The 12,076-nt window shown below is 72.4% G+C and carries 10 protein-coding genes; 5 read left to right on the top strand and 5 right to left on the bottom strand.

The genetic code is table 11. The features are described 5' to 3' along the window. Positions 1-24: 24 nt before the first annotated feature. Both AC061S_RS02025 and AC061S_RS02020 read right to left on the bottom strand, forming a co-directional pair. Positions 25-573, bottom strand: coding sequence for an NIPSNAP family protein (locus tag AC061S_RS02025; RefSeq protein WP_478684031.1), 549 nt, complete (start codon positions 571-573; stop codon positions 25-27). Positions 574-661: 88 nt separating this feature from the next. Further along, on the bottom strand, positions 662-1,543 hold the full coding sequence (locus AC061S_RS02020; RefSeq protein WP_478684030.1) for an NAD(P)-dependent oxidoreductase: 882 nt from the start codon (positions 1,541-1,543) through the stop codon (positions 662-664). A 125-nt stretch (positions 1,544-1,668) separates the two neighbouring features. On the opposite strand from AC061S_RS02020, the gene AC061S_RS02015 reads away from it, so the two are divergent. The 4 genes from AC061S_RS02015 to trpS all read left to right on the top strand — a co-directional run bounded on the left by AC061S_RS02015 (position 1,669) and on the right by trpS (position 4,953). Further along, positions 1,669-2,310, top strand: a complete 642-nt coding sequence (locus AC061S_RS02015; RefSeq protein WP_478684029.1) for a TetR/AcrR family transcriptional regulator — start codon at positions 1,669-1,671, stop codon at positions 2,308-2,310. A 97-nt stretch (positions 2,311-2,407) separates the two neighbouring features. Beyond that, complete coding sequence (locus AC061S_RS02010) at positions 2,408-2,890, top strand: hypothetical protein (RefSeq protein ID WP_478684028.1); 483 nt, start codon at positions 2,408-2,410, stop codon at positions 2,888-2,890. An 88-nt stretch (positions 2,891-2,978) separates the two neighbouring features. Beyond that, positions 2,979-3,731, top strand: coding sequence for a GntR family transcriptional regulator (locus AC061S_RS02005; protein WP_478684027.1), 753 nt, complete (start codon positions 2,979-2,981; stop codon positions 3,729-3,731). A gap of 163 nt (positions 3,732-3,894) precedes the next feature. Beyond that, on the top strand, positions 3,895-4,953 hold the full coding sequence (gene trpS / locus AC061S_RS02000; RefSeq protein WP_478684026.1) for a tryptophan--tRNA ligase: 1,059 nt from the start codon (positions 3,895-3,897) through the stop codon (positions 4,951-4,953). 13 nt (positions 4,954-4,966) lie between these two features. On the opposite strand, the gene AC061S_RS01995 is transcribed toward trpS, so the two are convergent. Together AC061S_RS01995 and AC061S_RS01990 are read right to left on the bottom strand one after the other, a co-directional pair. Further along, complete coding sequence (locus AC061S_RS01995; RefSeq protein ID WP_478684025.1) at positions 4,967-6,013, bottom strand: AI-2E family transporter; 1,047 nt, start codon at positions 6,011-6,013, stop codon at positions 4,967-4,969. A gap of 38 nt (positions 6,014-6,051) precedes the next feature. After that, a complete protein-coding gene (locus AC061S_RS01990; protein WP_478684024.1) occupies positions 6,052-8,277 on the bottom strand; it encodes a SpoIIE family protein phosphatase in 2,226 nt (741 codons plus the stop codon). A gap of 137 nt (positions 8,278-8,414) precedes the next feature. Here AC061S_RS01990 and aspS point away from each other — a divergent pair, with 137 nt between their 5' ends. Further along, positions 8,415-10,220, top strand: coding sequence for an aspartate--tRNA ligase (gene aspS / locus AC061S_RS01985; RefSeq protein ID WP_478684023.1), 1,806 nt, complete (start codon positions 8,415-8,417; stop codon positions 10,218-10,220). Between the two features lie 61 nt (positions 10,221-10,281). Here the strand turns inward: aspS and AC061S_RS01980 are convergent, their stop codons facing one another. Then, on the bottom strand, positions 10,282-11,895 hold the full coding sequence (locus AC061S_RS01980) for a VWA domain-containing protein (RefSeq protein ID WP_478684022.1): 1,614 nt from the start codon (positions 11,893-11,895) through the stop codon (positions 10,282-10,284). Positions 11,896-12,076 lie beyond the last annotated feature (181 nt).

Below are 12,076 nucleotides of genomic sequence, written 5' to 3'. Positions count from 1 at the left end.
CGATGGGGACGTCGGCCCGCGACGTTAGATCGTCACGGGTTCGAGCCGCAGCCGCCGGGTCGGCCAGGGTGGCGGCTCCGCGGGGCCGAACCAGAGCCGGACGTCCTCCCCTGTGCGGACGGGCAGGCGGGGGTAGTCGTTCTCGGCGTGCTCGGTACGGTGCAGTGCATGGCCCGGGCCCAGGTGCCGGGTGGCGTACGCATCGAAGGCGGCCGCGTCGGACGGACCGCAGGCGGTCGCGACCACTTCGCGGGTGCCCGGCTCCGGAGTGAAGCCCGGTCCGCGCAGCAGCAGTACGTCGTCGCTGTCGATCAGGGTGGCGTTGGCCGCGTCGCGGTGCTCCCGCCAGACCGGGCCGGTGTAGAAGGCCTCCAGCGCGCGCCGACGGTGCGTCATGTCGGGGAACGCGCGCAGCCAGACGAATCGGTCCGGGTCGTCCAGGTCGCGGAATCGGCCCCCGACGGTGATGCCGACCGACTCCTGGCCGATCACGAACTCGCGCTCGAACAGCTCGATCAGTGTTTCCCGGGCTCCGGGGTGCAGGGTGTACTGCCGGAGTTCGACGATGTTCATGGGCCGCAGGCTAGGGGTATTCCCCTGACACCTGCTGTCAGGGGAATGTCGAATGTCATGCGCGCGAGCGCCGGGCGGGACCATGGGCTCAGGCGTCCGCGCCCAGCAGGCCGATCAGCCGCGAGCTGCTGTCGGCGCCGAAGCCCGCGGCGACTCCGCGGCGGTACAGGTCGGCGTGCGCGGCCAGGATGCCGGTGTCCACCCCGGAGTCGGCGGCGGTGTGGAGGATGTGCTCCACGCTCGCCGCGCACATCGCGAGGCGTTCGTACGTGCCCTCGTGCGCGTCCGCGTCGATCAGCGGGGCGCCCCCCTCGTAGAAGCCGCGCATGCTGTCGGCCGTGTAGCCGGCGTACGGCACGATGTCCGCGGCCGTCAGGCCGTTGGCCCGCGCCACGGCGACGGCCTGGTACCAGCCGGTGTACGCGGTCCAGAACATGATCATGTTGAGCTGGTAGTAGAGCTGCGCGTGCCCGGCGTCGGCGCCCCGGTAGTCGGTGGCGGCGAGCACGTCGAGTGCCGCGCGGTGGGCGGCGTAGACGTCCTCGGGTCCGCTGACGAAGACGGACGAGCCCTCCTGGCCGATGCCGGAGGGCGGCACGTTGACCCCGCCCGTGAGGTACGAGGCTCCGCGCTCCTGCGCCCAGCGGGCGGCCGCCCGGGCCTTTTCGGGCACGTCGGAGGACAGGTTGGCCAGGACCCGGCCGCCGAGGTCGGCGTCGCCGAGGGCCGTGTACATGGCGTCCACGTCGATGAGGCTGAGCACGGTCAGCCCGCTCGCCGCGACGGCGTCGGCGGCGCTGCCGGCCCGCCGCGCTCCGCGCGCCACGAGCTCGGTGTCCTTGCCGGGGCTGCGGTTCCAGATGGTGACCTCGTACCCGGCGTCCAGGTAGGCGGCGGCCATGGCCCGGCCCATGGGGCCGAGCCCGATGACGGTGACCTGGTGCGGGGCCTGGTGCGTGACCTGGTTCATGGCAGAGCTCTCCTCGGGTCGATGCGGCTGCGGAGCTAGAACGAACGCTCTATCCAGCGCTCGGAACGAACGTAGCACGCACTAGAACGAACGCTCTATCTAGATCCGGAGGTAGGGTTCCCTTCATGGCAGCAGCGGAAACAGCAGAGGCGTCGGCGACGGCGACGGCGGACGGACTCGGGACGCGGGAGCGGCTCGTCCGCACCGCCTCGCGCCTCCTCCAGCACGGCGGGTACGAGAACACGCCGGTCAAGCAGCTCGTCCGCGAGGCGGAGGCCACCCTCGGCTCGCTGTACCACTTCTTCCCCGGCGGCAAGCAGGAGCTCGCGGTCGCCGCGATCCACTTCGGCGACGAGGAGTTCGCCGAGATGCTCCGCGTCGCGCTGTCCGCGCACGCGGACGCGGCGCGGGCCGTGGAGGCCGTCGCGGAGCTGCTCGCCGAGGCGCTCGAAGCGTCCGACTGGCGCGACGGCTGCCCCGTGACGCCCACGGCGCTGGAATCGGTCGGCCGCCTGCCGGAGCTCCAGGCCGCCTGCGCCCAGGCCTTCGCGAACTGGCAGCAGCTCGTCGCGGCGAAGCTCCTGGCCTGCGGCCACCCGGAGGCGGAGGCGTGCGAGCTGGCCGTCACCGTGATCAACACCCTGGAGGGCGCCGAGATGACCTCTCAGGTCACCCGGGACCGCGCCCCCCTCCTCCTGGCGGGCCGCCACCTGTCGCGCCTGGTCTCCTCGTACGCCACCGGAACCGCGCAGGGACGATCGGACTGATCATCGGGACCTTTGACGGGCCACGGCGGGAACTGGAGGCTGTTGGCTTATCTGTGGCATACACGCACAGCCGATCAGCCCACCGAAAGAGCCCGAGTTGAACACCGAACCCCTTCCCTACCCTCCGGCGCACCACATCGGCCCGTACCCCTCGGGGGCCGGCGGCGCGTACGCCCCGCCGGCGATGCCGAAGGCGGTGAAGACTGCGCGGATCGCGCTGTTCGTCGGGGCGGGCCTGAACTTCGTGATCGGGCTCTCCATCCTCGTGCTCACCTTCGCCGGGACGGTCGCGGACGAGACCGGCGAGGCGGGGCTCACCGCCGGGGCCCTCCTGGTCGTCGGTCTGATCACCCTGCTCACGGCCGTCGCCTGTCTGGTGATCGGCCTCAAGTTCCGCAAGGGTGGGAACGGCGTCCGTATCGCCGCCATCGTGATCGCGGCACTCATCGGCGCGAATGCCCTGCTCGGGCTGATCTCCGGAGACGGCACGTCCGGGCCGAGCGTCGTCTTCACCGCCGTGGTGCTGTCCTGCTGCCTGAAGAAGGAGAGCGCCGCCTGGTTCCGGCGGCCCAGGGCGTAGCCGGGCCGCGACGGCGCGCCGGTGGGCCCCGGTCCCGGCGTGGTGTCCTCCCCGGGTCCCGCCCGGCCCGGCAGAGTGGGAGTCAGCCATGCCCGTAGAGCCCGAGTTCCGCCCCGTGGCGCCCGATGGGGCGCAGCCCCCGTACGTCCTGGCCAAGCAGGCCCTGGCGCACGCCATCGCGGCCGGCGCCCTCGCCCCGGAGCAGCGGCTGCCCTCCGAGCGGTACCTGTGCGAGCAGCTCGGCATCAGCCGCTCCACCCTGCGCCGCACCCTCAAGGAGCTCGGCGAGGAGGGGCTGGTCGAATCCTCCGAGCGGCGCGGCTGGCGGGTGAAGCGGGTCGGCTTCAGCCACTCCCCGGACGCCACGGCCCTGGTCGGGTTCGCGGACCTGAACCGGAGCCTGGGGCGGGCGGTCACCGCCCGCGTCCTGGCCGCCCGTACCCGCCCGGCCGGCTCCGAGGAGGCCGAGCGGCTCCAGGTCGCCACCCGGGCCGAGCTGTTCGAGCTGCGCCGGGTGCGCTTCCTGGACGGCCTGCCGGTGTGCGTCTCGCACGACCTCGTCCCGCTCGCCGTGGCCCCGGCCGTCGCCGGGGCGGACTTCACCACCGCGTCCCTCTTCGGCCTGCTGGCCGCCGCGGGCCACGTGCCCGTGGGCGCCCGGTACACGGCCCGCGCGGCCCTCGCCGACGCCGAGCAGAAGCGGCTGCTGGACCTGAGCGGTCCCTCGCCCGTACTGAACACGCGGCGGCTGTCGCTCGACGCCGCCGGCCTGCCGTGCGCCGACAGCCGGGAGACGTACCGGGCCGACCGCTACGAGGTGCGGCTCACCCTCGGCAGCTGAGGCCGGGACCCCCGCCCCTGTGCGCCGCCGGGTCCTTGGTCGCCAATCGGGCCGCCGAATTTCCCCTTCTGGTAGTTGTGTAAGCAACTGCCCCTTTTGTCGGCTATACCTGAATCATCTGGTCTGTATCTGGTGTAACCGGAAGAAGGGCAGGAGCAGCCCCGTGAGTACGTACGACCTGTCGGCGGCGCGTCGGCGCAGTGCCGAGCTGGAGGAGCGGATCGGGGCCGATCCGGGGCGCTTCAGGGTGCTCACCGGGGACCGGCCGACCGGGCGGCTGCACCTGGGGCACTACTTCGGGACCCTGCAGGGCCGGGTACGGCTCCAGGACCTGGGCGTGGACACCTTCGTGATCGTGGCCGACTACCAGGTGCTCACCGACCGGGACGTGGCCGAACACCTCGGCGAGCACGTCGAGGAGCTCGTCCTCGACTACCTGGCCGCCGGGATCGACCCCGAACGCTCCACGGTCTTCGCGCACAGCGCGCTGCCCGCCCTCAACCAGCTGCTGCTGCCCTTCCTGTCCCTGGTGTCGGTGGCGGAACTGGGCCGCAACCCGACCGTCAAGGACGAGATCGCGCACTCCCGGCAGGCCTCGGTGAGCGGGCTGATGTTCACCTATCCGGTGCACCAGGCCGCCGACATCCTCTTCTGCAAGGCCGGAGTGGTGCCCGTGGGCCAGGACCAGCTCCCGCACCTGGAGGTCACCCGCACCATCGCCCGCCGCTTCAACGAGCGCTACGGGGCTGACGGGCCGGTCTTCCCCGAGCCGGAGGCCCTCCTGTCCGCCGCGCCGCTGCTGCTCGGCACGGACGGCACCAAGATGAGCAAGTCCCGGGGCAACGCGATCACCCTGTCGGCCACCGCCGACGAGACGGCCCGCCTCCTGAAGGGCGCCAAGACCGACGCGGTCCGCCGCATCGACTACGACCCGGCCGCCCGCCCCGAGGTCTCCAGCCTCGTGCTGCTCGCCGCGCTGTGCCAGGGCCGGGACCCGGAGTCGGTCGCGGAGGAGATCGGCGACGGCGGCGCGGCCCAGCTGAAGAAGGTCGTCACCGAGGCCGTCAACGAGTACCTGGCACCGATGCGGGCGCGCCGTACGGAGCTGGCGGCCGACCGCGGCCACGTACGGGACGTGCTGCGGCGCGGCAACGAGCGCGCGGGCGCGGTCGCCGAGACCACCCTGGCCGAGGTCCGCGCCGCGATGGGGACCGCGTACTGATCAGGCGGCCTGATCAGGCGGCCTCCGCCGTGTACCGGGACCGCAGCTCCGAGACCACCCCGAAGAAGGCCGCGGTCAGCGGTACGGCCAGCAGCATTCCGAGGATGCCGGCGACGCTCGCTCCGGCCGTGATCGCCAGCATGACCACCGCCGGGTGCATCTGCACGGTGCGGCTCTGCACCATGGGCTGGAGGATGTAGCCCTCGATCATCTGGACCGCCAGCACCACGCCCAGGGCCCACAGGCCGATCACCCAGCCGCGGTCGGCGAGGGCGACGAGGACCGCCACCGCGCCGGAGAGGAAGGCGCCGAGGTAGGGGATGTAGGCGGTCACGAACACCAGGGCGGCCAGCCCCACGGCGCCGGGGACCTGGAGGATCAGCAGGCCCACGCCGATGAGGATGGCGTCGACCAGGGCCACGAAGGTGGTCCCGCGCATGAAGCCCTCGACGGCCCCGTACGCGCGCCGCCCCATCGCCTCCATCAGGTCGCCCGAGCGGGTCGGCACCATCGAGCGCAGGGTGCCCACGGCCCGGTCGGAGTCGCGGAGGAAGAAGAAGATCAGGACCATGGCGAGCAGGGCCGTCGCCATCATCGCCGCGACCACGCTGAGCCCGGTGACCACGCCCGAGGCGGCCGTTCCGCCGAACTTGGTGAGCAGGTCCTTGGAGTTCTTGGCCACGTCCTCCAGCGAGGTGCCGAGCGCCCCGAAATGCTTCGCGAGGTCCGTGCCGGCCTTCCGCAGCGAGTCGATGATCTGGTCGCCGGTCTCGATGAGCGCGAGGACGACGACGTAGCCGGCCCCGCCGACCACGGCGGCCACGGTCAGGCAGGTGAGGGCCGCGGCGAGCGAGCGGTTGACCTTCATGCGGACCAGCCGCCCGTGCATCGGCCCGAGCAGGGCCGTGCCGAGCACGGCGAGCAGAACGGGCGTGACCACCGTCCGGAAGACGGTGCACAGCCACACGACGAGGGCGAGGACGGCGGTGGCGAGGAGGACGACGACGCACCAGGCGGCGAGGCGGCGTACGGGCTCGGGCAGCAGGGGAGTTGTCGGCACGGCTCATCCAAACACGGGCGGGGCCCGCCGCCCAAAGGTCAGTCCAGCGGGTCGGGTTCGGGTTTGGAACGTTCGTTCAGTACGAACCACGTGGACTTGCCCTCGCCGCGCGGGTCGACGCCCCAGTCGTCCGCCAGCATCTCCAGCAGCAGGACGCCCCGCCCGCTCGACGCCATCTCTCCCGGATGCCGCTTGTGCGGCAGCTCGTCGGAGGCGTCCGCCACCTCCACCCGCAACCGGCGCGAGCCGAGCTCGCCCACCGCCTCGGCGATCAGCAGCGCGTCCCCGTCCGTGTGGACCAGTACGTTCGTCAGCATCTCGGAGACCATCAGCACCGCCGCGTCGACCTGCTCCGGGTCCGCCCAGTCGTGCAGCAGCTCCCGGATCTGCTGGCGGACCCCCGCGACCCGCTCCGGCTCCGCCTGGGCGACGGTCGTCATGGTGCGCCGGGCCGGCCGTGACGGGTGCAGCAGCGGGGTCTCGCAGCCGCAGCCCTCGCCCTCGCGGCAGAGCAGGACGACGGCGATGTCGTCCTCGCGCCGGTCGGCCAGCGGGCCGGTGGTGTGGTGCGAGGACGGGCCGTGCACCGCCTGGACCAGCAGGTCGGCCAGCCGTTCCAGGTGCCGGGGCTCCATGTCCTGAGAACCGTGCGTCTCGGGGTCGGGGGTCTGCGATTCCAGGATGGCCCGCAGCCGGGCCCAGCCCGTGTCGAGGTCGTGCCCGCCCGTCTCGATGAGCCCGTCGGTGCAGAGCATCATCGTCTCGCCGGGTTCCAGGGTGAACCGGGTCGTCGGGTAGTCGGTGTCCGGCACGATGCCGAGCGGCAGCCCGCCCGCCGTGGGCCGCATCAGGACCGTGCCGTCGGCCATCCGCACCGCCGGGTCGGGGTGCCCGGCGCGGGCCACCTCCAGCAGGCCGGTCTGCGGATCGCACTCCACGTAGAGGCAGGTCGCGAAGCGCGGGCTCTGGAAGTCGGAGTCCGCGCCGCCCCTGCCGGTGCCCGGGCCCGTGTCCGGCCCCGTGGCCGACCCCGTGTCCTGCTCCGAGCACAGGCCCGCCAGGAAGCGGGAGGCGCGCGAGAGCACCGCGTCGGGCCGGTGGCCCTCGGAGGCGTACGCGCGCACCGCGATCCGGAGCTGGCCCATGAGCCCGGCCGCCCGGACGTCGTGGCCCTGGACGTCGCCGATGACCAGCGCGAACCGTCCCGACGGCAGCGGGATCATGTCGTACCAGTCGCCGCCGACCTGGAGCCCGCCGCCGGTCGGCACGTACCGCGCGGCGAGGGTCATCCCGGGGATCTCGGGGCCGAGCTGGGGCATCATCGAGCGCTGGAGGCCGGTGGTGAGCTCCCGCTCGGATTCGGCCACCCCGGCGCGCTGGAGCGCCTGTGCGAGCATCCGGGCCACCGTCGTCAGGACGGAGCGCTCGTCGGGGGAGAAGGACACCGGGTGCTTGAACGCGGCCATCCAGGCGCCCATGGTCCGTCCCGCGACGATCAGCGGCAGGAAGGCCCAGGAGATCCGGCCGAAGCGCTGGGCGAGCGGCCAGGTGGCCGGAAAGCGCCGCTTGTAGTCATCGGGGCTCGGGAGGTAGATCGCCCGCCCGGTGCGGACGACCTCCGCGGCCGGGTAGTCGGTCAGCAGCGGCATGTCCGCGAAGGGGCCCTCGTCCCCGGGATCGTGCCCGTGGTGCCCGATGATCGACAGCCGGTCGCCGGACACGCCGAAGACGGCCAGCCCGTCGGGGATGAACCCGGGCATGGACAGTGAGGCCGCCACCCGCAGCACCTCGGCGGTGGAGCGGGCCTCGGCCAGCGCCCGCCCGGCGTCGAGCAGGAACGCCTCGCGCGAGCGGCGCCAGTCGCCGGTGATGGGGGTGTGCACGGCCGTGGTGCCGGGCTGGGCCTCGGCTATCTCCTGGATGGTGCCGATCAGTTCGTAGTCGAGGCGGCCGTCCGGGGCGCGGTTCTCCAGCGGCTTCGAGCGGCTGCGTACGGTGCGCAGCACGCGCCCGTCCTCGTCCATGATCCGCAGCCGGGCCTCGGCGAGGGTGCCCTCGGCGACCGCGAGGTTCACGATGCCGTTGATCTCGTTCCAGTCCACCGGGTGGAAGCGCGAGCGCACGGCGACCTCGGGCAGCGCGACGGGCTCGGCGGGCAGCCCGAGCAGCCGGGCGGCCTCGCTGTCGAGGGTGACCGTCCCGGACGCGTTGTCCCATCGCCACAAACCGGTCGCGATGGCGGCCAGGACGTCCTCTGTGCGCACCCGGTCATCTTTACAGGTCATCCACCTGACGTGCCTGTTCACCACCCCGGGCGGGCGGGCCCGCACGGGCTTCCGTCCCGGACGGTAACCTTGGGACGGTTGAATCCACCCTGGTATCACGTAGAACTGGATGACTGATGCATCGGTACAGGTCCCACACGTGCGGCGAGCTTCGTGCCTCCGACGTCGCCTCCGACGTCCGGCTGAGCGGCTGGCTGCACAATCGTCGAGACCTGGGCGGCATCCTCTTCATCGATCTGCGTGACCACTACGGCATCACGCAGCTCGTCGCCCGTCCCGGCACGGCCGCGAACGAGGCGCTCAGCAGCGTCACCAAGGAGACCGTCGTCCGCATCGACGGCAAGGTCGTCTCCCGCGGCGCGGACAACGTCAACCCCGAGCTCGCCACCGGCGACATCGAGGTCGAGGTCACCGCGGTCGAGGTGCTCGGCGCCTCGGCCCCGCTGCCCTTCACCATCAACACCGACGACGGGGTGAACGAGGAGCGCCGTCTGGAGTACCGCTTCCTCGACCTGCGCCGCGAGCGCATGCACCGCAACATCATGCTGCGCTCGGCCGTCATCGCCTCCATCCGCTCCAAGATGGTGGCCCTCGGCTTCAACGAGATGGCGACCCCGATCCTCACCGCGACCTCCCCCGAGGGCGCCCGTGACTTCGTCGTCCCGTCCCGCCTGAACCCGGGCAAGTTCTACGCGCTCCCGCAGGCGCCGCAGCAGTTCAAGCAGCTGCTGATGATCTCCGGCTTCGACCGGTACTTCCAGATCGCGCCCTGCTTCCGCGACGAGGACGCCCGCGCCGACCGCTCGCCGGGCGAGTTCTACCAGCTCGACGTCGAGATGTCCTTCGTCGAGCAGGAGGACGTCTTCCAGCCGATCGAGCGGCTGATGACGGAGATCTTCACCGAGTTCGGCAAGGGCCGCGAGGTCACCTCCCCGTTCCCGCGGATCCCGTTCCGCGAGTCGATGCTGAAGTACGGCAACGACAAGCCCGACCTGCGCTCCAAGCTGGAGCTCGTCGACATCACCGACGTGTTCGAGGGCTCGGAGTTCAAGGCGTTCGCCGGCAAGCACGTGCGCGCCCTGGCCGTCCCGGACACCGCCGCCCAGCCGCGCAAGTTCTTCGACGGCCTCGGCGAGTACGCGATCTCGCTGGGCGCCAAGGGCCTGGCCTGGGTCCGCGTGGGCGAGGACGGCGCGCTGACCGGCCCGATCGCCAAGTTCCTCACCGAGGAGAACGTCAAGGTCCTCACCGAGCGCCTCGGTCTGGCCGCCGGTCACGCCGTGTTCTTCGGCGCGGGCGAGTTCGACGAGGTCTCCAAGATCATGGCGGGCGTCCGCGTCGAGGCCTCCAAGCGGGCCGGGCAGTTCGAGGAGAACGTCTTCCGCTTCTGCTGGATCGTCGACTTCCCGATGTTCGAGGCGGACGAGGAGACCGGCAAGATCGACTTCTCCCACAACCCGTTCTCCATGCCGCAGGGCGGCATGAAGGACCTGGAGGAGAAGGACCCGCTCGACATCCTGGCGTGGCAGTACGACATCGTCTGCAACGGCATCGAGCTGTCCTCCGGCGCCATCCGCAACCACGAGCCCGAGGTCATGCTGAAGGCCTTCGAGATCGCCGGTTACGAGGCCGAGACCGTCGAGCGCGAGTTCGCGGGCATGCTGCGCGCCTTCCGCCTCGGCGCCCCGCCGCACGGTGGCATCGCCCCGGGCGTGGACCGCATCGTCATGCTGCTCGCCGACGAGCCGAACATCCGCGAGACCATCGCCTTCCCGCTCAACGGCAACGCGCAGGACCTGATGATGGGCGCGCCCACCATCCTGGAGGAGTCCCGCCTGCGCGAGCTGAACATCGCGCTGCGCAAGCCGGTGGAGACGAAGACGAGCGAGCCGGTCGACAAGGCCGTCAAGCCGCACCAGTAGGCCTGAGTACGGAAGAAGGGCCCGGGATCCGTACGGATCCCGGGCCCTTCTTCCGTTGCTCCTAGAACTTCTCCAGCAGGCCCTTGAGGAGGGCCGCCGAGGTCAGTTCGGCCGGGGCGGGGCCGGCGTGGAAGAAGCCGGCGTTGTCGGCGTCCAGCTTGCGCAGGAAGTCGAAGGCCTTGGCGTCGTGCTCGCCGAAGGCGACGAACTGCCAGTGGATGCCGGGGGCCGCGGTGGCGGCGTCGGTGATCGCCTGGCGGGCGGGGCGGACGTTGTCGGGCGCGCCGTCCGTCTGGAACACGACCAGGGCCGGGCCCTCGCCGCCGTCCTTCTGGTAGCGCTCCACGACGGCCTCGACGGCCACGTGGTAGCTCGTGCGGCCCATGCGGCCGAGCTCGGCGTGGCGGGCCTCGACCCAGGCCTCGTCGTGGCCGTCGAGGGTGAGGTCGGCGGTGCCGTCCACGTCCGTGGAGAAGAAGACCGTGTGGACGGTGGCGCTCTCGTCGAGGTGCGCGGCGAGGGCGAGGGCGTGGTCGGCGAGGTGCTGGACGCTGCCGTCCTTGTAGAACGGGCGCATCGAGCCCGACCGGTCGAGCACGAGGAACACGGTGGCGCGGGCGCCGGCCTTGCCCTTGGTGCGCAGGGCCTGTCCGGCGGCCTTGTACGCGGCCGCGAGCGCGGGCGCCTGCCGCTTGAGGGCGGCGAGGGTGTGCGCGGGGCCGCCGTCTGCGGCGGCGTCGGCGGTGAGGAGCTCGGCGTTGGCGTCGGCCTCGGCCGGGGCGGGCTCCGCGTCGGCCGAGGCCGCCACGGGCTCCGCCTCGGTGATGGCCTCGGCCGGGACGGGCTCCGCCTCGGCAGTCTCCGCGTCCTGCGCCTGCGCCTGCGGCTCGGCGGCCACGGGCTCGGGCGCGGCCGCCACGGGCTCGGCGGTCGCCGGCTCGGGCTCGGGCTCGGTGACGGCCTCGGCCTCGGCCGCGGCGGGCTCCGCCTCGGGCTCGGTGTCCGCTTCCGGGGCGGCTACGCCGGCCTGCGGCTCGGCGTCCGCCTCGGCGGCGGGCTCCTCCTCGGGGGCGGCGGCCAGGGCCGGTTCGGCCCCTGCCTCAGCTGCAACCGGCTCGGCCTCGGCCTCGGCGGCGACCGGTTCGGCCTCGGCTGCGGCCGCCGGGGTGGCGACAGGCTCGGCTTCCGGCGCCTCGGCTGCGGCCTCGGGCTCGGCCGCGAGGGGCTCCGGCTCGGTGGTGGCGGGCTCCGGCGTTGCCTCGGCGGTCTGTTCGGCCTCGGCTGCCGCCTCGGCCACGGTCTCGGCCTCGGCGGCCGGTTCCGCTTCGGCGGTGACGGGCTCCGCTTCGGCGGCGGCCGGGGCCGTCGTGGTGGCCGGAGCCGCGGGGGTCGCCGGGGAACCCCCGGTGGGGGACCGGCGGGCCTCCGGGACCGTGGGGTCCGGGTTGGGGGCCGGGGCCGGGGCGGTGAGGACCGTACCCGGTTCGAGGTCCCGGGGGGTGGACTGCGGCGGAACGGTGGGGTTGTCGAAGGAGGCGGCGACCAGCTCGGCCGCCGCGTCCAGGGGGGTGCGTTCGGTCTGGCTCGGGAGGGCCGCCGAAGTGGTGCCGGTCGTCTCCGGAACCGATTCAGAGGTCCGTCCGAACACCTTGCGCAACAAGCTCCGAATACCCATGGGCCAGGCCTTTCGCATGAGTGCGTGCATCATTTGTCCGTGCTGCGCGGTAGATCCCTGCCCAGAGTGGACACGTAAGGTTATCGGCCCCTTGGCTGGAACTTCGGGAGGGGCACCTTTCGTGGCGCCCGCTGGTCAAACACACCTGTTCCGCCCCCGAACTGCCGCCCCGACGTGCCGG

The organism is Streptomyces sp. CA189, from assembly GCF_056428985.1.
This window is presented reverse-complemented; position numbering and strand designations above follow the sequence as displayed.

What these genes read in the sequence shown, in the direction of transcription:
- AC061S_RS02025 (WP_478684031.1), bottom strand. Translation starts at nt 573, where the DNA reads ATGAACATCGTCGAACTCCGGCAGTACACCCTGCACCCCGGAGCCCGG.
- AC061S_RS02020 (WP_478684030.1), bottom strand. Translation starts at nt 1,543, where the DNA reads ATGAACCAGGTCACGCACCAGGCCCCGCACCAGGTCACCGTCATCGGG.
- AC061S_RS02015 (WP_478684029.1), top strand. Translation starts at nt 1,669, where the DNA reads ATGGCAGCAGCGGAAACAGCAGAGGCGTCGGCGACGGCGACGGCGGAC.
- AC061S_RS02005 (WP_478684027.1), top strand. Translation starts at nt 2,979, where the DNA reads ATGCCCGTAGAGCCCGAGTTCCGCCCCGTGGCGCCCGATGGGGCGCAG.
- aspS (WP_478684023.1), top strand. Translation starts at nt 8,415, where the DNA reads ATGCATCGGTACAGGTCCCACACGTGCGGCGAGCTTCGTGCCTCCGAC.
- AC061S_RS01980 (WP_478684022.1), bottom strand. Translation starts at nt 11,895, where the DNA reads ATGGGTATTCGGAGCTTGTTGCGCAAGGTGTTCGGACGGACCTCTGAA.